At 73.6% G+C, this 22,141-nt stretch carries 16 protein-coding genes; 9 read left to right on the top strand and 7 right to left on the bottom strand.

Features of this window, described 5'->3' with window-relative positions; translation table 11 throughout:
• Nucleotide 1 precedes the first annotated feature (1 nt).
• The 5 genes from ADL15_RS11305 to ADL15_RS11325 all read right to left on the bottom strand — a co-directional run bounded on the left by ADL15_RS11305 (nucleotide 2) and on the right by ADL15_RS11325 (nucleotide 5,516).
• Nucleotides 2-1,465: a methyl-accepting chemotaxis protein gene (locus ADL15_RS11305; protein ID WP_067688083.1), complete on the bottom strand. Its 1,464-nt coding sequence runs from the start codon at nucleotides 1,463-1,465 to the stop codon at nucleotides 2-4.
• Nucleotides 1,465-2,001, bottom strand: a complete 537-nt coding sequence (locus tag ADL15_RS11310) for a chemotaxis protein CheW (protein ID WP_067688086.1) — start codon at nucleotides 1,999-2,001, stop codon at nucleotides 1,465-1,467. Before ADL15_RS11310 ends, ADL15_RS11305 begins: the two co-directional genes overlap by 1 nt.
• On the bottom strand, nucleotides 1,998-3,395 hold the full coding sequence (locus tag ADL15_RS11315; RefSeq protein ID WP_067688089.1) for a CheR family methyltransferase: 1,398 nt from the start codon (nucleotides 3,393-3,395) through the stop codon (nucleotides 1,998-2,000). The genes ADL15_RS11310 and ADL15_RS11315 overlap by 4 nt, the downstream gene beginning before the upstream one ends.
• A complete protein-coding gene (locus ADL15_RS11320; protein WP_067688092.1) occupies nucleotides 3,392-3,889 on the bottom strand; it encodes a chemotaxis protein CheW in 498 nt (165 codons plus the stop codon). The genes ADL15_RS11315 and ADL15_RS11320 overlap by 4 nt, the downstream gene beginning before the upstream one ends.
• 241 nt (nucleotides 3,890-4,130) lie before the next feature.
• On the bottom strand, nucleotides 4,131-5,516 hold the full coding sequence (locus ADL15_RS11325) for an acyltransferase family protein (protein ID WP_083971143.1): 1,386 nt from the start codon (nucleotides 5,514-5,516) through the stop codon (nucleotides 4,131-4,133).
• A 375-nt stretch (nucleotides 5,517-5,891) separates the two neighbouring features.
• Between ADL15_RS11325 and ADL15_RS51320 the strand changes: the two genes are divergently transcribed.
• From ADL15_RS51320 to ADL15_RS11360, 7 genes are all read left to right on the top strand, one after another.
• Nucleotides 5,892-6,617: a CAP domain-containing protein gene (locus ADL15_RS51320; protein ID WP_198170721.1), complete on the top strand. Its 726-nt coding sequence runs from the start codon at nucleotides 5,892-5,894 to the stop codon at nucleotides 6,615-6,617.
• A gap of 160 nt (nucleotides 6,618-6,777) precedes the next feature.
• On the top strand, nucleotides 6,778-7,536 hold the full coding sequence (locus ADL15_RS11335; protein ID WP_067688101.1) for a L,D-transpeptidase family protein: 759 nt from the start codon (nucleotides 6,778-6,780) through the stop codon (nucleotides 7,534-7,536).
• 87 nt (nucleotides 7,537-7,623) lie between these two features.
• On the top strand, nucleotides 7,624-8,937 hold the full coding sequence (locus tag ADL15_RS11340) for an efflux RND transporter periplasmic adaptor subunit (RefSeq protein ID WP_067688104.1): 1,314 nt from the start codon (nucleotides 7,624-7,626) through the stop codon (nucleotides 8,935-8,937).
• The gene (locus ADL15_RS11345) at nucleotides 8,934-9,620 is read left to right on the top strand and encodes an ABC transporter ATP-binding protein (RefSeq protein ID WP_067688107.1); all 687 of its coding nucleotides are present in this window, start codon (nucleotides 8,934-8,936) and stop codon (nucleotides 9,618-9,620) included. The genes ADL15_RS11340 and ADL15_RS11345 overlap by 4 nt, the downstream gene beginning before the upstream one ends.
• A 25-nt stretch (nucleotides 9,621-9,645) precedes the next feature.
• Nucleotides 9,646-10,830, top strand: coding sequence for an ABC transporter permease (locus ADL15_RS11350; protein ID WP_067688110.1), 1,185 nt, complete (start codon nucleotides 9,646-9,648; stop codon nucleotides 10,828-10,830).
• A gap of 7 nt (nucleotides 10,831-10,837) precedes the next feature.
• Nucleotides 10,838-11,710 carry an EamA family transporter gene (locus ADL15_RS11355; protein WP_067688114.1) on the top strand — a complete coding sequence of 291 codons (873 nt, stop codon included), beginning with the start codon at nucleotides 10,838-10,840 and terminating at the stop codon, nucleotides 11,708-11,710.
• A 58-nt stretch (nucleotides 11,711-11,768) separates the two neighbouring features.
• Nucleotides 11,769-12,824: a GGDEF domain-containing protein gene (locus tag ADL15_RS11360; RefSeq protein ID WP_157441305.1), complete on the top strand. Its 1,056-nt coding sequence runs from the start codon at nucleotides 11,769-11,771 to the stop codon at nucleotides 12,822-12,824.
• Here ADL15_RS11360 and ADL15_RS11365 read toward each other — a convergent pair.
• Nucleotides 12,811-18,435: a hypothetical protein gene (locus ADL15_RS11365; RefSeq protein WP_067688117.1), complete on the bottom strand. Its 5,625-nt coding sequence runs from the start codon at nucleotides 18,433-18,435 to the stop codon at nucleotides 12,811-12,813. The two genes, ADL15_RS11360 and ADL15_RS11365, sit on opposite strands and share 14 nt — an antisense overlap.
• 793 nt (nucleotides 18,436-19,228) lie before the next feature.
• Nucleotides 19,229-19,666 (bottom strand): hypothetical protein, encoded by a 438-nt coding sequence (locus ADL15_RS11370; protein WP_067688120.1) that lies wholly within the window; start codon nucleotides 19,664-19,666, stop codon nucleotides 19,229-19,231.
• A gap of 117 nt (nucleotides 19,667-19,783) precedes the next feature.
• On the opposite strand from ADL15_RS11370, the gene ADL15_RS56430 reads away from it, so the two are divergent.
• The gene (locus ADL15_RS56430; protein ID WP_067688123.1) at nucleotides 19,784-20,359 is read left to right on the top strand and encodes an ArsR/SmtB family transcription factor; all 576 of its coding nucleotides are present in this window, start codon (nucleotides 19,784-19,786) and stop codon (nucleotides 20,357-20,359) included.
• A gap of 2 nt (nucleotides 20,360-20,361) precedes the next feature.
• Nucleotides 20,362-21,912, top strand: coding sequence for an MFS transporter (locus ADL15_RS11380; RefSeq protein WP_067688126.1), 1,551 nt, complete (start codon nucleotides 20,362-20,364; stop codon nucleotides 21,910-21,912).
• The last annotated feature ends 229 nt before the right edge of the window (nucleotides 21,913-22,141 follow it).

Raw genomic sequence — 22,141 nt, forward strand, 5'->3', positions numbered from 1 at the left:
CTCAGTGGCCCCGGTTCCCGACCAGTTCCAGCAGGTCGCCGGAGAGCGTGCTCAGGTGCGCGGCGGTCTGCTTGGTCTGCACCGCGCTGGACTCGGTCTCCCGCGACACCCGGGCGGTGTCCGAGGCGGCCACGTTCACCTGCTCGACGGCGGTGGTCTGCTGCTTGGTGGAGAGCTCGATCTCCCGGGTGGCGTCGTTGGTGGTGGACACGAGCTGGGCGATGTCCCGGAACGCGTTCGTGGCGTCGTCGAACTGCCGGGAGCCGGCGTCGACCGCCTTGGCGCCGATCTCGGTGGCCATCACCGTGGTGTTCACCGCGCCGCGGACGTCCTCGATCATCGTCCGGATCTCCTTGGCCGAGGCCGCGGTCCGGTCGGCGAGCTTGCGGATCTCCTCGGCCACCACGGCGAACCGGCGGCCCCACTCGCCGGCCCCGCTCGCCTCGATGGTGGCGTTGATCGCCAGGATGTTGGTCTGCTCGGCCAGCTCCGAGACCAGGTCGACGACGCCGCCGATCTGCTGCGACTTCTCGCCGAGCGCCAGCATGTGCTGGACGATCTGGTCGACCTGGGTACGGATCGCGGTGATCGAGGCGCGGGTCTGCGCGATGGTCTGGTCGCCGGTGCGGGCTGCGGTCTCGGTGTCCTCGGCGATCTTGGAGACCCGCTGGGCGCTGTCGGCGATCTGCCGGGACGTGATCAGCAGTTCGTTGATCGTGGTGGTGATCTCGTTCATCGCGCTGGCCTGGTCCCGGCCGCCGTTGGCCTGTTGCGCGGCCGCCGCCTCCAGCTGCGCCGAGGAGCTCTGGATGTGCCCGACCGCGGCGCCCACCTCGCGGCGCAGGTCCCGGCTCAGCCGCCAGGCCACCACGATCGAGCACGCCGCGGTGATCGCCCCCAGCGACAGGATCACCACGATCGCGATGGTGGCCTGCCGTGACGAGCGGGTGCGGTCGTCGGTGACGTCCGCCCGGACCCGGGTGATCATCTCGCCCAGGGCGGCCAGCACCTCCTTGCGCAGCGGCACCGCGGTGTTGGTGTTGAGCGTGGAGGCGACCAGCGGGCTGTCCGACTTGGCCCGCAGGGCGATCACGACGTCGATCGCCGCGGCGTGCTTCTCCTCGGCGTCGGAGATCCGGTCGAGCAGCGCCTTGACCGTCGGGTCGGCACTGCTCGCCAGCGCGGTGAGCTGACTCCGGAAGTCGATGCGGTCCTGCGCCGCGGCGTTCAGGAACTCGTCGGTCTTGTAGAGCAGGTAGGCCCGGTAGTCGCCGAGCCGTTTCTCCATCAGCCGGCCGAGGTTCTCCGCGCCGGCCAGCTCGTTGGTGGCCGCGGTGATCACCTTGTCCTTGGCCTGTGTCACGAAGAGCAGGCAGCCCGCGGCCAGCATCACCGAGAAGAGGGTCAGCACGCCGGTGATCCCGACTCCGACGGCCAGCTTGCGGCCGAATGTGCGTCCGGACATCACGAAGAAGCCTCCGAGTGCTCATGCCCGGCCATCCGATGGACCAGGTCGCGGGTGGCCGCCATGTCGATGATCGGCCGGTTGCCGTCCGGCAGCTGGACCATGCCGCGCAGGCAGCCCCGGGCGGCCGCGGCCGCCCCGGACCCGTCGACGACGGCGGTGGCCGGCACCCGGACGTGGTGATCGAGCTGCTGGAAGGCGAGTGCGAGGGGCGGGCCGCCGGCGGCCAGCACCAGCCAGCGCGGGTCCTCCGGGATCGGGTGGCCGAGCAGGGCGGCCAGGTCGTAGACCGGGATCACCACGCCGGCGAAACCGGCCAGCCCGCGCAGCGCCGGCACCGAGCTGGGCAGCGGCACGACCGGGCGGTCCGGGTGCAGACCGGAGGTCTGCGAGAGGCGCAACGCGTACGGCCGTCCGCCCACCCCCACCGCCAGCAGCTCCACCGCCTCGTCGTCGAGGGTGCGGGCCGGCACCGCGAACGAATGGTCGAAGTCGGCGCGCAGCCGCTCCACCCGGCCGTGGATCTGCTGGGTCACCGCCGGTTCGCCCCTCGGGTGGTGGCCGCGTCCAGCTCGGTACGGCACAGCGCGCTCAGCGTCAGCCGTCCGAACCCGCCGCCGAACAGGGTGATCCGCTCCTCGGTCTCCCGGGGCAGCAGCTCCAGCGCGGCGGACAGGTCGACGCTCGCGGTCGGCCCGTCGTTGCGCCGCCGGGCCAGCAGTCCGAGCCGCAGCCGGGGCATGGCGAAGCCCGGGTCGAGGAACGCCGCGAGCCGGTACTGCCCGGCCGCCTGGTCCGGCTCGTCCACCTCGTGGCAGAAGCCGAGCAGCTGGTGCGCGTCCGGATGGGTGCCGCCCGAGTCGATCAGGTGCCGCGCGGCGTCCCGGGCCTCGGCGAGCCGCCCGCGCTGTGCCAGCAGCACGCCGTGCAGCAGCAGCTCGCGCGGCCGCCGCCGGGGCAGCACCGTGGTGATCACGTCGAATGCCTCGACGAACCGCTCGTCCCGGAGCAGTTCCAGGGCCTTGGCGTACGCGTCGATCTCGACCGGCGCGGCGGTGGGCGGGGCTTCCACCGGAGCTCGGGGGCGGGTGGGTTCGGCGGCCCGGGGCGAGTCGCGCCGGTAGAACACCGTGTCGCCGAAGTGCTCCACGGTGAAGCCGTGCGGATCGCTGCCGAGCGAGTCGGTGTGCCCGAGGAAGAGCGCGCCGCCGGGCGCGAGCGAGTCGGTCATCCGCCCGATCAGCCCGGTCACGGTGGCCTTGGTCAGATACATCAGCAGGTTGCGGCAGAAGATCACGTCGTACCGGCCGGTCTGCCAGATCCGGGGCTCGGCCGGTTCGGCGACGTTGTGCTCGACGAACTGCACCGACCGGACGACCTCGGGGTCGACCGCGAACCCGCCCTCGGTCTGCTGGAACCACCGGCCCCGGACGTCGCGCGGGGTCTCCCGCAGCGCCCACTCCGAGTACACCGCCCGCCCGGCCCGCCGCAGCATCTCCGGGTTCGCGTCGGCGCCGACCACCGACACGATCCAGTCCCGGCCGGGCCGCGCGCCGAGCGCCGCGATCGCCAGCGAGTAAGGCTCCTCGCCGGACGAGCACCCCACCGACAGCAGGCGCAGCACCCGCTGCCCGGCCCGGGTCCGGAGCCGTTCCGGCAGCACCCGTTCGGTGAGCGCGCGGAACTGGTCGCCGTGCCGGAAGAAGTAGGTCTCGGTGATGCTGAGCCGCTCGGCGAGCAGCGCGGTCTCCTCCGGCCAGAGCTGCGCTACCAGCCGGTCCAGATAGGCACTCTCGGACAGGCGGTGGGCGGCGGCCCGTTCGGCCAGGACCGGCAGGATCGGCACCGCCTCGGTGTCGGCGGTGGTCCAGCCGAGCCGTCGCTCGAGGATGCCCCGGAAGCGGATCAGGGGCGCGTCGGTGGTCGTCACGCCGGGACTCCGGTGGTGTGCTCGCGGGCGGCGGCTTCCCAGACCTCGTCCGGGACGGTACGGATGCTGCGCAGCACGAGCAGCGGCTCGGTGCCGAGGGTGCCGACCGCCGCGACCAGGGAGCGGGACGCGCCGGTGAACAGGGTGCTCGGTCCCTCCGGCGGGCTGGCCCGGACGGTGCGCACGCCGAGCACCGGCCCGGTCGCGCAGGCCACCGGCCCGCGTCCGGCGCGGACCGCCACGTACCGATCGATTTCGGACGTCACGCCGGTCAGCAGCCGGGTCACGTCGATCACCGGGGACGGCTCGCCGCGCAGGATCGTCAGACCTCTGACGTACGGCGGGGTGCCGGCCAGCGGCCGGGTCGGCAGTGGCCGCATCGTCTCGATCACCTCGTCGAGCGGCAACGCGCAGAAAAACGGGCCGGCCTGGAAGACCAGGGCGACCAATCCGGCGTCCAGCGCCGGAGCCAGCGCCTCACCTAGCTGCCCCACGGCCCCAGGCTAGCGAGGATTTGGTGCGATTTACGAGCTTCGCTCGCATTGCCGCGAGCCCGCGAGCGACCCCCGGTCCAAGCCGCGAGCGACCCCCGTCCCAAGCCGCGAGCGGTCCCGGTCCAGGCCGGCAGCGGCCCCGGCCCAGGCCGCGAGCGACCCCCGGCCCGCAGCGGAACCCGGGCCGGGGCCGGCTCCGGGAGCGCGGCCCACCCGCCGCACCTCCCGGAGCCGGTCCGGATCACTCCTTCGGCGCCCACCACGTGGGGATCAGGTTGTTCTCGTCGCGCTTGCGCTCCTGCCGGGTCTTCTGCCGGCCGGTCAGCGGCGTGGCCGGCTTCGACTCGTCAAGGGTCGCGGCCGCCGCGCCGGTCGGCGGCCGGCCGGCGTACGGCTGCTCGTCCCGTCCCACCTCGGCCCAGCCGGCGTGCGGCGTGCCGTCCGGATCCGTCTCGGGCCACCCGGCCGGTGTCGGCCCGGGCGACGGCATCGGCCCGGCCGCCGCCGGCACGAGCGCGGCAGCGGGCGACTCCGGCGACGACGAGGCCGGGGAAGGAGCGGCAGCCCGCACCGGTGGCGGGGTGTCGATGTCCGGCCACAGCCGCGGCTTGCGCTGCGCGGCCACGTCCTCCACCCAGCCGAAGGCCAGCACCGCCACCGCGGTCAGCGCGAACGTCATGCCCAGCGTGACCGGCTTCTCGAAGTGCCCCAGCTCGTCGAAGGTGATGAACGTGAGCACCGGCCAGATCGCCGCGATGGCCAGGTTGTGCCACAGGTAGACGGTGACCGCCCGGGTGTTGAGCAGCGTGACCGCCCGGTCCAGCGGCCGGACCTTGGCGAGCCAGTCCATGTTCGGCTGCCAGCGCAGGGCCAGCAGCACGAACGCCAGGGAGTAGAGCGACTGGCTCTCCGAGACGTCGTTCAGGTCCCAGGCGTCCTCGCCCTGGTGGCCGTTCTGGTAGTACAGCGCGGCGCCGCCGAGCACGAAGACCAGCATCACCACGGTGGCCGGGCTCAGCCTGCGCAGCCGCCCGTCCCGATGCGCGAAGCCCATGATCCAGCACGCGGCGTAGGTGACGAAGTCCCACATCACCACGTCGGCGGTCTCCGGCAGCCCGAAGCCGGTCTTGTCCAGCGCCACGATCGCCACGATCGGCGCGAACACCAGCAGCCAGCAGGCCGGTCCGAGCTTCTTCCAGACGAACCAGAGCACCGGCGAGAGCAGGATGAACCAGACGTACGCGCGGATGTACCAGAGCGGCTCCCACGAGTCGATGCCCAGTTCGCTGCCGGGCGGGTCACCCAGCGGCAGAATCCAGAAGGCGAGTTTCCACGGCTTGAAGGGGTGTTCGCCGTCCTCCTCCTGCGCCCAGCCCAGGTAGATCATCACCGGTACGGCGATGACACCGAGCAACCACAGCGGCGGGAGCAGCCGGCGCAGCCGGGACGTCACGACCTGACCGGCCGGGCGTCTCTCCAGTGACGCCGCGGTCAGCGATCCCGCCAGCGCGAACATGACACCCATGGCGGGCATCACGATCGACAGCCAGGACCAGCCGAAGAGGTGGTAGACGATCACCCGGACGATTGCTGCGGCACGAAGCAGATCCAGATATCGGTTACGCACCGGGGAACCGTAGCCACGCCACCCCACGTTCCGCGCCAGCCGGGCGGTTGGCAGAACTGCCGTACCGGATTACCCCGATAGCGGGAACTCTGTCGGAATCCAGTGCGATTGTGCGACGCGTGTGCATTGGGGTGATCTTCCTTCGCCCTGCTCAGGTCGTACACATCAATGGTTGTCTAAACAGCGGTGACCCACCGCGGGTCCGGCGGCGAAGTGACCGCCCCGCGTCTGTGACGTTGGTCAACTCTGTGAGCGCTCCGGAGAAGGCCGGGGCGCACCGAGGTGGGGATCGACGACGTTATGCGTAAGCCTCTGGTTGTGCTCGGTGTGGCTGTCACCGCCTTGATCGCGGGTGGGGTCGTCACCACACGCGCCATGGCGCAGGAGCCGCCGGGCGAGGTGCCGGGCGTCGCGGTTGCCGGGACGCCGCCGGTGCCCGCGGAAGATCAAGATCCTGATGGGTACGCCGGGGAAGCGCCCGAGGGGCCGGAGGTGTTCGACGAGTCCACGCCACCTGTCGCGCCGCCGGTCAGATCCCCGAGAGCGAGCCCTTCCCACGAGCCGGACCCGCCGGCGGAGAGCCCCGCGGAACACCGCACACCGGCCCGCGAGCAGCCCGTGATCACGCAGGACCTCGCTCGCGCCGCGGCCGACCCGATCGCCGCCTCCCGCACCGCGGTCACCGCGGAGAGCGTCTCGGCCAGCCCGCTCTCCCCGGTCCAGCAGCAGATCCTGGCGCTGGTCAACCAGCAGCGGGTGAAGGCCGGCTGCGGCGCGGTCACCCTGGACCGGCGGCTGATCGAGGCGGCCAACCGGCACGCCGCCGACATGGCCAAGCGCGCCTACTTCGACCACGCGTCGCCGAACGGTCAGAAGGCCGGCGACCGGGTGGAGAACTCCGGATACCACTGGCGCTTCTACGGCGAGAACATCGCCAAGGGCCAGGACAGCCCGTGGGCGGCGATGGTCGCCTGGATGGACAGCCCCGGTCACCGGGAGAACATCCTCGACTGCAAGCTCGACCAGATGGGCATCGGCCTGGCCCTCGGCCACGACAAGACTCCCTACTGGGTGCAGGACTTCGCCACACCCCAGAAGTAACCGTTTCGCCACTCCCCGCGAGCGGAGTTCGCCTCAAGCAGACATGCCGGGATGCCGATGGCATCCCGGTTTCATGTCACGTCCCTTCCCGTGATCGTTTCGGTGGGGTGGTTGTGCTTCGATGTGCGGACAACACTCCTGGGGAGGATGTGATTTGGCAGTGAAACGTGTTACCGCACGTCTCGCCACCGCGGTCCTGGCCGCCGTGGTGGGCGGCGGATTCGGTGCGGCCGTGATGTCGCCGGCCAGTGCCGGCGCCGCCGTGCGGACCGCACCGGTCACCGCCACGGTGGCCACCACGGTGGTCACGAAGGCCGCGGCGGCGTCCTGCGCGACCGGCAAGTACCAGAAGCAGGTCGAGTACTGGCTGAAGAGGATCGGCGGATACGGCGCCGTCACGGTCGACGGCAAGCAGTCCGCCGCCGACTGCGCCGCGATCGTGAAGTTCCAGAAGCGGTTCGGCATCTCGCCGGCCAAGGGCCTCGCGGGCCCGACCACCTGGGATGTCGCCAAGCGGCTCGGGATGACGTCGACGGCGGCGTGCAAGGCCAAGAAGAAGGGCATCACCTTCTGCGTCGATCTGACCCACCAGACGACCTGGGTGATGAAGAACGGGAAGGTGTACCTCAAGCCGACCGTCACCCGCACCGGCATGAACAACTACGAGACGCCGGCCGGGACCTTCACCATCAACAAGCGGACGAAGAAGGAATGGTCCGACCCGTACGAGGTGTGGCTGCCGTACTGGCAGCGGTTCATCGGCGGGCGCGGGTTCCACCAGACCACCACGTACATCCACGACAAGTGGCGTGGTTCGCACGGTTGCGTCAACCTGCTCGAGCAGGACGCCAAGAAGTACTACAGCATCGGCAAGATCGGCATGACGGTGAAGGTCGTCGGGCGTCGCCCGGGCACCTGATCGTTTTCCGCCAGCAACGGGCCGTCCCTCTCGGGGCGGCCCGTTCGCGTTTCCCGACATAGAGTGGCCTCTGTGTCCAGAACCGCGATGCTCGCCGCAGGATCCGTGGTACTGCTCCTGCTGACCGCCGCCTCCTGCGGTGACGACGACACGGGTGTCCGCGTGGGCAGCGCCGCCGTCGGCACCGTTGACGAGATCGTCGAGGCGCCCGGGTCGGTCACCGCCCGGACCGCCGCCACCCTGACCGCGCCCGCCGCCGGCACCGTCACCGACCTGCTCGCCCAGCCCGGCGACCGGGTGAAGAAGGGCGCCATCCTGGCCGTGATCCGCTCACCCGAGCTGGAGCGCCGCCGCGCCGCCGCCAAGCGGGCTCTGGAGCAGTCGCCGTCCGGGTCCGCGCCGTCCGCCGGCACCGCCGGGTTCACCCAGGTCCGGCTGCGCACCGACAAGCAGGCCCAGAAGGCGTTCGAGGAGGCCCGCGCGGCCGCCGACAAGATCACCGATCCGACCCTGCGCGCCGCGTTGCTGCAGCAGGTCGCGTCGGCCCGCGATCAGTACGCGGCGTCGTCGGAGGCGGCCGGGGCCGCGCTGCGTGCGGTGCAACGCGGCGTCTCCTCGCTCGGGGAGGCGGTCGGCTCGCTGTCCGCGGCGCAACGGCTTCAGGCCCAGCAGGCGTACGACCTGGCCGACGCCGCCGTCGACGCCCTGACCCTGCGCGCCCCGGTCTCCGGGGTGGTGCAGCTGGGCGGCCCGGCCCAGGCCCCGGCCACCGACCTGTCCTCGCTGCTGGCGGGCGGTGGCGCCGGCACCGGCGCCGGGGTCACCTCGACGAGCTCCGAGGGGGTGGACTCGGCGGTCGCCGAGGGCTCCTACGTGACCGCCGGGACCCCGATGCTGACCGTCGTCGACATGAGCCGGCTCGGCCTGGCCGCCTCGGTCGACGAGACCGACGTGCTGCTGGTGCGGGCCGGGGTGGCCGCGGACGTGGAGCTGGACGCGGCGACCGGCGCCACGTACACCGCGACGGTCCGCTCGGTCGACCTGCTGCCCACCACCTCGGCCCGCGGCGGCGTCTCCTACCGGGTGCGCCTGGACCTGGGCAAGGGCACGTACACCGACGGGAGCGGCGCCGCACCGGCCCCGCGGCCCGGGATGAGCGCGGTGATCCGGCTGAAGGTCCGCCAGGTCCAGCAGGCCGTGACCGTGCCCGCCTCCGCCGTGGTGAGCACGGACGGGCGGGACACCGTCTGGTCCGTCCAGGACGGGCACTACCAGCCCGTCCCGGTCCGCCTCGGCGTGCAGGGCGAGGACACCGTCCAGGTGGTGTCCGGGGTGACCGCGGGCGAGCGGATCGTCGTCTCCGGTGCCGACCGGGTGAAGTCCGGCGACGAGGCCCCGTGACACCGGCCGTCGTCGCCACCGAGGTCACCCGCACCTACCAGCTCGACGGTTTCACCGTGCCGGCGCTGCGCGGCGTCTCGCTGACCGTCGAGCCCGGCGACTACCTGGCCATCGTCGGCACCTCCGGCTCCGGCAAGTCGACGCTGATGCACCTGCTCGGCGGGCTGGACCGGCCGACCAGCGGCACCCTGCTGATCGGCGGCCGGGACGTCGGCGCGCTCACCCCGAACGAGCTCGCCGACCTGCGCAACAGCACGATCGGTTTCGTCTTCCAGTCGTTCCACCTGCTCGCCCGCACCACCGCACAGGACAACGTGGGCCTGCCGCTGGTCTACCGCGGCATCGGCCGCCGGGAGCGCCGGGCCCGGGCCGCCACCATGCTGGAACGGGTCGGGCTCGCGCACCGGATCGCCCACCGGCCCAACCAGCTCTCCGGCGGCGAGCAGCAGCGGGTGGCGATCGCCCGCGCCCTGGTCACCGGCCCGTCGCTGCTGCTGGCCGACGAGCCGACCGGCAACCTGGACTCGGCCACCGGGCAGTCCATCCTCACGCTGCTGGAGTCGCTGAACGCCGAGGGGGTCGCGGTCGTGCTGGTCACCCACGACCGGGAGGTGGCCGCGCGGGCGAACCGGCAGATCCTGATGAAGGACGGCCTGATCGTCGCTCCGTCGGACGCCTCGTGAGGGCCGCTTTGGTGAGGGCCGCCTCGTGAGGGTCGCGGAGGCCTGGCGGGTCGCGCTCGACGCGCTGCGGGCGAACCGGCTGCGCAGCCTGCTCACCATGCTCGGCGTGGTGATCGGGGTGGCCGCCGTGGTCGCGCTGGTCGCCATCGGGACCGGCACCAAACAGCTGATCGAACGCCAGGTGGAGGGGCTCGGCTCGAACCTGCTGATCGTCGTACCCGGAAAACTCACCGCCGGCGCCGCACCGACCAGCTCACCGATGACCCTCGAGGACGCCGACGCGGTCAGCCGGGTGGTCGGCGACCGCTCCCGGGTGGCCGTGACGATCGCGTCCGGCGAGACCGTCCGGGCCGGATCGCGGTCCGCGTTCGCCAGCATGCAGGGCGTCCTGGAGACCACCCCGTCGGTCTTCGTCCGCACACTCGCCCGCGGCGCCTACCTGACCCGGGCCGACGTCAGCACCGGCCGCCGGGTGGCGGTGCTCGGCGCCGGCGTGGCCCGCACGCTCTTCGGCGACCGGGACCCGATCGGCCGGCAGATGACCATCGGCGGGGTGCGGTTCCGGGTGATCGGCGTCTTCGAGCAGCTCGGGCAGAGCCTCGGCGTGGACCGCGACGGCGAGGTGCACGTGCCGGTGACCGCCGCGCAACGGCTGCTCGGCACCGACCGGATCGACGGCCTCGCCATCCGCGCCCCGGACCGCGACCGGATCGACCAGCTCGGCGCCGACGTGGTCGCCACCCTGACCGACCGGCACCCGGACACCGACTTCAGCGCGGTCACCCAGGAACAGATCCTCGGCGTGCTCGGCGACATCCTCGGCGTGCTGACCGGGGTGCTGGCCGCGATCGCCGGGATCAGCCTGCTCGTCGGCGGCGTCGGCGTCTCCAACATCATGCTGGTCTCGGTCCGGGAACGCACCAAGGAGATCGGCCTGCGCAAGGCGGTCGGCGCCCGGCCCCGCGACATCGGGACCCAGTTCCTGCTCGAGGCGGTGCTGCTGACCACCACCGGGGGAGTGCTCGGCATGTTGCTCGGCGCGGCGACGGCCCTGATCGTCGACGGGCTCAGCCCGGTCCCGGCCGCGCTCACCTGGTGGTCGATGGCCCTGGCGTTCGGGGTGTCCGCGGCGGTCGGCATCATCTTCGGTGTGGTCCCCGCCCAGCGGGCCGGGAAACTCGACCCGGTGGTGGCCCTGCGAACGGAGTGAGACACAGGTGAAGCGGGTTCCGGCACCGATCCTCGTCCTGGCCGCGATCGCCTCGGTCCAGTTCGGCAGCGCGATCGCCCGGACCCTCTTCGACGACCTCGGCGCGGCCGGGGTCACGTTCCTGCGGCTCGCCGTCGCCGCCCTGATCATCGGCGCGTTCACCCGGCCCCGCGTCCGGGACTGGTCGTTCGCGGCCTGGCGCGCCGCCGCGCTGCTCGGCCTGTTCATGGCCGGGATGAACCTGGTGTTCTACCTGGCCATCCGGACCGTCCCGCTGGGCACCGCGGTCACCGTCGAGTTCGTCGGCCCGCTGCTGCTCGCCCTGGTGCAGACCCGGCGGCTGGCCGACCTGGGCTGGGCGCTGCTGGCCGGCGCCGGCGTGGCGCTGCTCGGCCTGCACTCCGGCGGCGCGGCGCCCCTCGGTGGTCTGGCCCTCGCGTTGATCGCCGGGCTGTGCTGGGCCGGGTACATCGTGTTCAGCGCCCGGGTCGGCGCGTTGATCCCGGGCACCGGCGGGCTGGCCGTCTCGCTCGCGGTCGGCGCGCTGCTGGTCGCGCCGTTCGGCCTGTCCGGGGCGGGCGCCGTGCTCGACCACCCGCACCTGCTGCTCGGCGCCGCCGCGGTCGCGCTGCTCTCCTCGGTCATCTCGTACGGTCTGGAACTCACCGCCCTGCGCCGCATCCCGACCCGGGTCTTCGGCATCCTGATGAGCCTGGAACCGGCCGCCGCCGCGCTGGCCGGCCTGCTCGTGCTCGGCCAGCGGCTCGGCCCGGTCGAGGTGGCCGCGCTGCTGCTGGTCACCGGCGCCAGCGTCGGCGTCACGCTGGGCCGCCGCTCGTCCGATCGATCCGCCGCACAGCCGGCGGCAGCCCCGATCTGAACGCTCAGGTCCCGTCCCGCCGCGCCGAATGTTGATGCGGACACCGAGGGAGACGACTGTGCGGCAACGGGTACGCGACATGCACGGGGCAACCCGGGCCGTCGCCTATCTGATGCTGGTCGGTGGCCCCTACAACCTGGTCACCGGTGTCCTGATGAAGCTCGGTCAGCCGCTCGCCGAGCTGATCGCGCTCGGCGTCACCTCACTCGGCCTGGTGATCATGGGGGTCATCTGCTGGTGGCGCCCGAAAGCCCTGCCGCGCCAGTTCTGGTCGGCGGTCTCCTTCCTGGCCACCGCCGTGGTGACCGGCCTGAACCTGGCCACCGAGGACGCCACCACCGGCGCGCAGCTGTTCTACCTGTGGCCGCTGCTCTACGCCGCGTCGTTCCTCAGCCGCCGCAACACCGTCGTCACGGTGCTGGCCATCTCCGCCGGGAACGCCCTGGTCACGTTCAAATACCTGGACGTCACCCGGGCAGTGAACGACTGGGCCGCGATGACCGTCGCGATGGCGATGACCGCCTGGGTGGTGCTCAACCTCAACCACCGCAACGACAAGCTCCGCACCGTCCTGCAGGAGCAGGCCACCTCGGACGCGCTGACCGGCGTCGCCAACCGGCGGGCCTTCGACCAGGCGCTGCAGCCGGCGGTCCGCTCGGCGGCGGACGGCGACGACCCGGCCAGCCTCGTGGTGGTCGACGTGGACCACTTCAAACTGATTAACGACACCTGGGGTCACGCCGCCGGAGACCGGGCGTTGCGCGCGGTCGCCGACGCGCTGCGGTCCGCCGCGACCGGCACCGATCATCTGGTGGCGAGGCTGGGCGGCGACGAGTTCGCGGTGCTGCTGCGGTCCGGGCCGAAAGACGCTCTCCGGTACGCCGAGCGGGCCCGGTCCGCGCTCGCCGCGACCGAGGGCCTGCCCGGCGGCCCGCCGAAGCTCAGCATCGGGATCGGCGCCACCCCGCACCACGCGACCGGCGCCGAGGAGTTGCAGCGGGTCGCCGACGCGGCCCTCTACCAGGCCAAGGACGGCGGCCGGGGCCGGACCGCGGTCGCCGGCACCCCGCCGCCGCAGACCGTCGACCAGGTGCCGGTGCCTACCGCTTCCTGACGATCGGCTGCTCGTCGGTCGGCTCGTCGAAGGCGTCCGGTTCGGCCGGCTGCGGTTTCGCCGCCTTGACCTTCTCCTTCGGCTCCTCCGCGCTCCGCCCGCCGAGCGGCGCCAGGATCTCCTCGGGCCGCCGCGGGTAGGGGCCCCACCCGTCGCGCAGCACGTGGATGTAGACCGCCTCGAGGCAGACCCCGATCCGCTCCACCAGATCACTGTCGTCCGAGGCGCCGAGCCGGATCGCCCGGGCGAAGTGGTCGAGGGCTTCCATCAGCCGTCCCTGGTCGAACGAGCTGCGCCCGGCGTTCTCGTGCACCACACTGCGCACCGCCGCGGACACGTCCGAGTCGACCGCCCGCTGGAACAGCCGGTCGGCCTCCATCCAGTCCCCGCGCAGCCGCAACACGTGCGCCAGCTCGGCCTGCGCGATCACCATCGACTGCTCGTCCTGTGCGGACTCGGCGTGCGCCAGCGCCAGCCGGCTCGCCGCGGCCGCCATGCCCAGCTCACCGAGCAGGCGATAGACCTCGGCGCGGACGCTCAGCAACCCCGCCTTGACGACGTTGTCGGCCTCGTCGGCGAGCGGCCCGTCCAGGCGTTCGCCCAGCTCACGAAGCGCCTCCCGGTCGTCGACGACCTCACGGAGGGTGCCACCGTCCAGCCGCCACCGGATCGCGTCCAGCTCGGCCGCCGACAGCGGCAGGTGCCCCCCAAGATCATGTGCGCTGGGCGCGAGGTCCGCGGTCCGCTCCCGCGCCGCTTCTTTTTCTTCGGTACGCCCATAGCCGCCGGGTCCGGCCCCCGCCGCGTCCGGCCCCGACTCCGTGCCGCTCGCCGCCCCGCCGTCCGCGGACGTCCCACCATCCGTGCCCTCGGCACCGACGCTGTCCGTCCCCGACCCGGCCGCGCCGGCCTCGCCCGGCCCGGTGGCCTTGCCCGGCCCCGCTGCCTCGCCCGGACCGCCGGTCTCGCCCGCCTTGCCGGTGCCAACGGCCTCGCTCAGCCCGGCTGTGTCGCCCGAGCCGCCCTCGGCCGCCACCGTGCCCGCGCCGGCGTCCACCTTGGCCGGCCCGCCCTCGGCGGCGGCCTTGTTGACGAACCAGCCGCTGCCGAACGCCTTGTCCGTGTACCGCCGCGGCTCGGTGTCCGGCCCGGACACCGCGAGTCGAGCGATCGGCTTCAGGTTGTGCCAGGTCCCGTCCGGATCCATGTAAGGCGCCGGCTCTCCGTCACCCGTGGAGCCACCACCCGGCGACTGCGGCGCGACCCCGCCTGCCGGTGCCTGCTGCGCGCTCCCACCGGCGGGCGACTGCGGCGCGATCCCGTGGCTCGGGGATTGCGCCGCGATCCCACTGGCCGGCGATTGCGGCGCGAGTCCGTGGGCCGGGGACTGGGGCGCGATTCCTCCGGCGGGGGACTGCGGTGCCGGTCCGCCGGCCGGTGCGTGGCCACTGCCTGGCGCCTGCGGGGCGAACCCGCCGGTCGACGGCCGCTGCGTGGCACCTTCCACGGTGGGCCGCTGCGCGGGAATCGCGATGCTGCCCGCGCCGACGCCACTGACCGGCGCGGACGGGATACCGTCCTGCGACCGGCCGCCACCGGCCGCAGGAGCATGAGCGTCCGGCGGGGTGGCCGCGCCCGGCCGAGGAGCCGGCAACCACGCCTGCCCGGGCGCGGGCGAAACCGGCCGATGTCCGGCCCGAGGCCCCCACCCGTCATCATCCGAGTCCGTCACCTGCGGCAACTCGCCGGTCGGCAGGTCACCCTCCGGGAACCCGGCCTGCGGCACCTGGCCGCGACCGCCACCCGGCCGTTCACCGGCCACCACAGATCCGGCCCCACCGGCGTGCCCCGCCGCGTGCTGCCCGACCCGCGGCGCCCAGCCACCATCGCCCACCGGCCGCTCAACCGGGAACCCGCCCTGCGCCGGGGCCCCCGCTTGCGCCGGGTATCCGGCCTGGGCCTGGTGCCCGGCCTGAGCTTCGTGCCCGCCCTGGGCCTGGTATTCGGCCTGCGGTGCGTGGGCGTGCTGCGCGGCGTGCGGTGCGTGACCGGGCTGCGCCTGCGGACCGCCCGGGGTGCCTCCCGGAGCCTGCCCCGCGCCGACCGGCCGAGCGCCGTCCACCGGCGGTTGCTGCGTTCCGGGACGCCCGGCGGGCGGAACCGGCATGTTCCGCGGCATGGCCCCGCCGTCGAACTCGCCGTGCTGCCCCGGTGCGTACTGCGCCGGCGACGACACCGGACGTGCGGCACCGGGCGCCTGCCCTTGCCCGGGCCGACCCGCGGCCCACGGACCCGCTGCCGTCTCCGGCTGCGCCGGCTGCTCGGGTCGCGCCGGCTGCTGCGGCGCCCACTGCCCCGCCGGGGAGACCGGCCGGGCCTCGGCGGCAGCCTGCGGCCCGGTCGGCATCTGCGGTGCTGCGCCGGTCGGCGTCTGCGGTGCTGCGCCGGTCGGCGTCTGCGGTGCTGCGCCGGGCCGGTCCTGTGCCCACTGCGGTGCGGGCGAGACCTGCGGCACCCCGGACTCGTGCCGGTGCGCGGAAACCGCCTGCTCCGGCTGCTGCTGAGCAGCGGGGGAGACCGGCCGAACCTCGAGCCCCGCCCCACCGTGAACCGGAACGCCCGCCTGACCAGGACCCTGCTGAAGGGGTGCCCACTGAGCGGCCGGAGAGACCGGCCGCGCGTTCGGAACGTCCCCTGCCACCGGCGCCGGCGCGACCGGCTGACCCGGCGCCCACCGCGGTGTGGCCGACTCCGGCTGCCCACCCTGAGCGGACGGCATACCCGGCTGGGCGGCGTTCGGCCCACCGGCTCGCTGACCCGAACCAGGAGCCCCCGGTCCGGCCTGCGGCGCGACCGGCTGACCCTGCTGCGCTGCGCCCGGTCCGGCCTGCGCCGCGACCGGCTGACCCTGCTGCGCTGCGCCCCGATCGGAAGGCCGGTTCGGCCCGACCGGCGGCGCCATCGGGCGTCCCCGGTCGAACGCCTCCAAACTGGAAGGCCGCCCCGCCCCAGTGGGCGGCACACCCGGCTGACCCGGGACCGGCACACCCGGCTGACCCGGGACGAATCCGGCCGGCGGCGCGATCGGCTGACCGGCGCGCGGCGAAGCCGGGCCCTGCGGCATGGCCTGGCCCTGCTGCATGGCGGGGCCCTGCTGCATGGCGGGGCCCTGCGGCATGGCCGGGCCGCCGTGCGGTGCGTTCGGCTGGCCGGGCTGGGCCGCGACGAATCCGGCCGGCGGTGCCACCGGCTGCCCGGCGCGGGTCACGGCCGGTCCGCGCGGCGGCTGGCCCGGGTTGGGCACGGTCGGCGCGTCCTGCGGCACGATCGGCTGGCCGGGCTGAGCCCCGACGAATCCGGGCGGCGGCGCGACGGTCCGCCCCGGTGCGGGCGGCGTCGAACCACCGGGCGGCGCGACCGCCGGAGGCACGACAACCGGAGGCATGACGACGGGCGGCACCGGCGGCTGACCGGAACCGGGAGCGGGCACATTCGGCCGCGCAGCAGGCATCGGAGCCCGGGCCGGCGCACCCTGCCGCCCCGCGTGGTGCGTCGGCATCGGCGGCGCCTCGTCCGGCACGATCGCCCACGGCCCGTCCCCCTCGGAGAGGAAGACGTGCGCGGTACGCGGGCTACGCCCGGCACGCTGCTGAGGCACGCCCGGCCCGGGAACCCCGGGCCGCCCCATCGGCTCACCGCCCTGACGCGGATCGCCCACCCCACGGCCACCCTGCCGCGGATCAACACCCTGCCCCGCCCAGCCGTCAACCGCAGGCTGACCAGGCACACCACCCTGCCGCGGATCGACGGGCTGTCCAGGCACCCCGCCCTGCCGGGCGTCAATCGGTTGTCCAGGCATCCCGGCCTGGCGCGGATCGATCGGTTGTCCAGCCATCCCGGCCTGGCGCGGGTCGACCGGTTGTCCAGGCACCCCGGCCTGGCGCGGATCGACCGGCTGGCCGGGCACCCCGCTCGCCGCGACAGGCGCAGGCGCCGGAGCCGGAGCACGCTCCGACTCGGCCGGGCGAACCACCCAGCCGCCCTCCGTGCCGGGACCGCGAGACTCCGGCCTGCCCGCCGGCTCCGGCGCGCCGTTCTCGGGGCGGGACCCGCTCCGGTGCGCTGTGGACGTACCAGAATCGGTTGAAACCGGAACCTGCGGACGAACCGCAACCGACGCATCCGAGGAGTCGGAAGGTCCGGTGGAAGCCGGCGCCGCGGCGGCCGGCGTGACCGGGACCTGCGACGCGGCCGCGCCCGTCACCCGCGCGGGCGCCGTCGGCTGCGGCGCCGCGACAACCCGCGGCGCGACCGGCGGCTCGCTCTTGACGACGCGCGGCACGGGCGGCGGCGTGGCCCGGCTGACCACCTTCGGGAGTACGGGCGGATCGGCCCGCCGCACCACCCGCGGCTTGCGCTCGTCGTCGCGCGGCTGCGGTTCGACCGGCTCGCCCGGCGTCTCGTAGTACTCGCCGTCCAGCACGACCGGCTCGCTCCGGGCGACCGAACGGTCGTCGGTCGTCCAGTCCTCCTCGTCGCCGTCCCACTTCTGGGCGCGCAGGTCGAGCGGCTCGTCGTCGCGTCCACGGGCCGGTTCGCGGGCGGCGACCAGGGGCGGGTCGGCGTCCGGGTACCGGCGGGACAGGTCGGCGTCCTGCGGGCGGGCGCGGCCGTCGTACCGATCGTTGTCGTTGCCGACCGGCATCGGTGCCCGGCCGGGGGTCGCCGGCCGGTCGGTGTGCCGCGCCGGACCGCGCCGGAGGTCCTCTTCCTCGTCACGCCGGGTACGCCGGCCGCCCGGGGGCCGGATCGGACCGAAGTCCTCGTCCGCCCAGGGCTGTGCGGCGGGACCGCGGCCACGCTCGTCCTCGAACCCGCGACGGGCCGCGGGCCGTTCGACGCCGTGCCGGTCGTCCCGGTCCTCGGGCCGGGGCTCCGGCGCCCGGCGGCGCGGTGCGGCCTCGTCCCGGCGCTCGTCCTCGCGCCGTACGCCTCGCCGGTCGTCGTCCCAGCGCTCGTCGCGGCGTTCGGCGGCGGGCCGCTGGCGGGTGCCGCCCCAGCGCTCGTCCGTCTCGCGCCGGTCGTCCCGGCCGCGGCCACGGTCGTCCGCGTAGTCGGCGATGTCCCGGCGGTCGTCCTCACGCCGGCGTCCGCGCTCGTCCTCGGGACGGCGCGTTCCGTACCGTTCGGCCGGTCGTGCGCCGCGCCCGTCGTTCTGCGGGCGGCGCCGGCGTTCCGGGTTCTGCAGGGCGGCCGGGTCCACGATCGGGAAGTCCGGCTTGTCGAAGTCCACGCCCAGCTCGGGGCGGTTGAAGTCGATGTCGTCGAAGTCGTCGCCGGAGAGGTTCTCGACCGACGTGTCGATCGGGACGAAGTCCGGGTCGTTCAGCCAGCTGGGGCGCTTGTCGTCGAACGGCGCGGCCGGCTCACCGGCGCGCTGCGTACGGCGCGGCGCGTTACCGTCACTCTCCGTGTTCGGCCGGCGAGTGGGAATGACATCGTCGGGAGACGTCCGCTTCTCGAAGTGACGTTGCTGCACCACAGCGTATTTGGGCATCATCGAGTACTCGTTGTACTCGTCGTCCCAATACTCGTCGTCCTCGAAGCTCATGACGCGACTCCGCTACGGCTCGGGAATGTCCCACCGCCCCGTCGCCGCATATGTGCCACCGTCCTCACCCTGGACCACCTCCGCGCCCCCCGGTGCCCGCCCCTCGCGTACCCGGATCAACCGCCGCCACGTGGTGGATGTGGAAGGTTAATCACGGATTTGCGTAGCGCGCTACCGCTCTGCGGTTCCCCCGAACCGGGCTCGCGAGGGCACCGCGGCCGGTGACCGACCCGGCGCCGCAGCCCGCCGGGAGTACTCGGTCGACTCTTCATACGTCCGCCGGGTGCCCCCGGTTCAATGTTGTGAGCAGTGACTATGCCGGATTTTCGCGAGTGCGGCGGACGACGCGCCCCGATCAACGACGGTGACTGTCCGCCGGGTGCGGGAACGTGATCGAATTAAGCACTTCTTAAGCTCCTTTTCAGGAAAGCTACGAACTGCCGGGCGACCCTGATCAGGTGACGGAACGTGTCCAACGCCACCGTCGCGTTCTGCGGATCATGGGGGTCCGGCCTGGCACGGTTGTGGTGCGGCCCGGTCCACGAAGGACACGGCCCGCCCGCTGCGGCCGACGATGTCCACGGCGGCCCACAGCTCCCCGGCCGAGCGGCCGCCGCCCCCCAGTTTTGGCGGCTGCTTTCTGCGCCCTTGAACGACCCGCCCGGGAGACCGCCCCCGACTCCCCGGGCGCTTGGCGGCTCAGGGCGTACCAGGCCGGGACGAGAGGCGGCGGCGGGATCTGATCCCGCCGCCGTTCTTGGGCTTCGGGTCCGCAACGGCGCCGGTCCGGTTCTCAGAGACGGCCGTCCGGGGTGAACGGGCAGGCGCGGGCCGGGAGGACCAGTCCGGCGCCGGCGAGGTCGGTGAGCAAGGCCGAGATCTCGGTACGGGTGAGCAGCCCCGCCCGGTCCGGCCCCGGGTGCGGAACGCCGAGCGCCCCGGCCGCCTCGATCGCCCTGGCCCCGATCGCGGCCTCCACCGCCCACACCCGGTGCGCACACAGTGCCGACTGGGCCGACGCGGTCAGTTCCCCGTGCAGCCGGAGCAGCCGGCGCAGGTCGGCGGCGAGCTTCTCGATCGGCAGCCCGTACGGTTGCGGTTCGATCGGCGCCCGCTCCCGCACCCGTTCGGCGAACGCGTGCCAGCAGCGCGGCACGTGCCGCGCGGTGGCGATGATCAGCGGCGGCGCGGCGATCATCAGGGCGATGCGACTGGCGTCGAGAAGGTTCACGGTTCACTCCGTCGTCTTCCCCCGACCTTCCGCCCGGACGCCACCGCAGTCAACAGCACTTTGTGCGACCCGTGCCGATCGATAGCCAAGAACTCTTGGCCAAGATATGTTGGCTAAATGGAAGCCCGTCGGATCACCGATCCCCGCGCCCTGCGCGCCCTCGCCCACCCGGCCCGGATCCAGCTGCTGGAGCTGCTCACCGTCGACGGCCCGGCCACCGGCCGCCAGCTCGCCGACCGCACCGGCGAGTCCACCGCCTCGGTCAGCTATCACGTCGCCCAGCTGGTCAAATGGGACCTGGTCGAGCCGGCCACCGAGCTGGCCCGCGGCCGCGAACGCCCCTGGCGCGCCACCGGCCGGGGGATCACCTGGGCCGGCACCGGCTCACCGGAGTTCGTCGCCGCCGCCCGCGCCCTGCGTGACCAGATGGTCGCCCGCCACCTGGACGAACTCGACGAGTACCGCCGCGCCGAGGACACCCTCGACCCGGTCTGGCGGGAGGCCGCCTGGATCGGCTACGACGTCGGCTACCTGACCGCCGACGAGGTCGCCGAGGCGACCACCAGAATCAAGGCGGTCATCGCCGAGTACACCGGTTCGCCGCGCCCGCGCCAGACCGAGGCCCGCAAAATCAACTTCTTCGGGTACGCCCTGCCGGCCCGCGACGCAGCCCCCGTCTCGCCGGAGGTCTGACCGTGCCGCTGGCAGCGCTCTTCACCGCGAAGCTCATCTCCACGTTCGGCTCCTGGCTGACGGTCCTGGCGCTGCCATGGTTCGTGCTGGTCACCTCGGGTTCCCCGACCCGGATGTCCGCGGTCCTGACCGTCGAGTTCCTGGGTGTCGTCCTGGTCGGCATCCCCAGCGGCCGCCTGGTCCAGCGCCTGGGCGCCCGCCGCACCATGCTCCTCGGCGACGCCGCCCGGGCCCCGCTGATGGCCCTGGTCCCGCTGCTCCACGCGGCCGGCTTGCTGAGCTTCCCGGCCCTGCTGGCGATCTCCTTCGGCCTGGGCCTGTTCACCGCCCCCTACATCGCCTCCCAGCGCCTGATCCTCCCCGACCTGCTCGCCGCGGCTCCCACCCGCGAACCGCGCTCGGCACTCTCCCGGATCGGCCGGCAGCGCGTCCGTGCCCGTCGCGTGATCGGGGAGGACGATGCCCCTGCGGGCGAGGGGCGTCTGGCCCGGGCGAACAGCCTGATCGACGCGGCCACCCGGATCGGCGCCCTGGCCGGCCCGGCCCTCGGCGGCGTCCTGATCGGACGATCAGGAACGAGACGGCGTAGCTGGCCGCGTCGAGCCACAGGACCTCGGCCGCGCCCATCGTGGCTGCTCTTCGTCCACGTCCCGCCCCGCGCCCCGCACCCCACCGACCCCCGTCCCGGCAGTCCAGATCTGGCAGACCTCGCTGACCGGCCACGCTCCACTGGCGCCCGCCCAGGCAGTCCAGATCTCGCTGACCTCGCTGACCTCGCTGACCGCCCGGGCCGCCCAGACTCCGCAAGCCAGCCGGGCATCACGGACCATCCGCCCACAGCGGATAGCTCCGAATTAGCGGATGAATCTGATAGGTCGGGCAAATCTGCCGCCCCGGACCTCCTGGCCGGGCTGCGCCACGTGGTCCGGCACCGATCGCTCCGGCTGTTCCTGGCCGCGCTGCTCCTGATCGCCCTGGCCACCCCGGCCATCTTCGCCTGCCTGCCGGTCCTGGTCCTGCACGACCTCGGCGGTGATCCTCGAGTGCTCGGCCTGCTCACCGCTTCGAACGGCGCGGGCCTCGCCGCCGGCGGCATCCTCGCCCTGCTGGTCATCGCCCGCCTGCGAGACACCGCGCTGGCCCTGGCCGCCGTCGTCCTCGCACTCCCGCTCTGGCTGCTGCTGACCTCTCGGATCTCCCTGCTGGCGGTGGCCCTGTTCCTCTCCGGCCTGGCCACCCCGCTCTGTGCGGCCACCCTCAACACCCGCTTCACGCTCCGCACACCCACCCCGATCCGCCCGCAGGTACTGACCGCCGTGACCACCGCGGAGAACCTCGCCGCTTTCCTGGCCTTCGCCGCCGCCGGCCCGGTCCTCCAGGCTGCCGGCTTGAAGCCGGTCTTCACCGCGATCGCCACCCTGGCCACTCTCGGCGCCGTCACCTACTGCGCCGCTCTCCGCGCCGACACCCGCACCCCACCCGCAGCCCCCGCCCCGGCATCCCGCCGGACCAAACCCCACGACCCCGTCCCCTCGCAGGCCCCATCCCGATAGCCCCTCCACCGGCGACCCCCATCGCCCGGCCGCCCGACTCCGATCCCGCCCATCACACAGCGCGCCCTCAGCCCCGCCGACCACACCAGTTCCCGGCTGGCCCTCAGCGGTGTGTCCGCAGCCCGCAGGCACCGCCGACACCCAGCCGGCGCCGACCGGCTGGTCGTGAGGGGTGTCTCGATAGCCGGGAGGCACCGCTGGCGCCCAGCCGGGGACGGTCGGCTGGGCG

Source organism: Actinoplanes awajinensis subsp. mycoplanecinus, assembly GCF_001509495.1.
GTDB lineage: Bacteria > Actinomycetota > Actinomycetes > Mycobacteriales > Micromonosporaceae > Actinoplanes > Actinoplanes palleronii.

Excerpts from the sequence above, each read along its gene's own strand:
- ADL15_RS11305 (WP_067688083.1), bottom strand. The coding sequence starts at position 1,465 with ATGTCCGGACGCACATTCGGCCGCAAGCTGGCCGTCGGAGTCGGGATC.
- ADL15_RS51320 (WP_198170721.1), top strand. The coding sequence starts at position 5,892 with ATGGCGCAGGAGCCGCCGGGCGAGGTGCCGGGCGTCGCGGTTGCCGGG.
- ADL15_RS11340 (WP_067688104.1), top strand. The coding sequence starts at position 7,624 with ATGCTCGCCGCAGGATCCGTGGTACTGCTCCTGCTGACCGCCGCCTCC.
- ADL15_RS11365 (WP_067688117.1), bottom strand. The coding sequence starts at position 18,435 with ATGAGCTTCGAGGACGACGAGTATTGGGACGACGAGTACAACGAGTAC.
- ADL15_RS56430 (WP_067688123.1), top strand. The coding sequence starts at position 19,784 with ATGGAAGCCCGTCGGATCACCGATCCCCGCGCCCTGCGCGCCCTCGCC.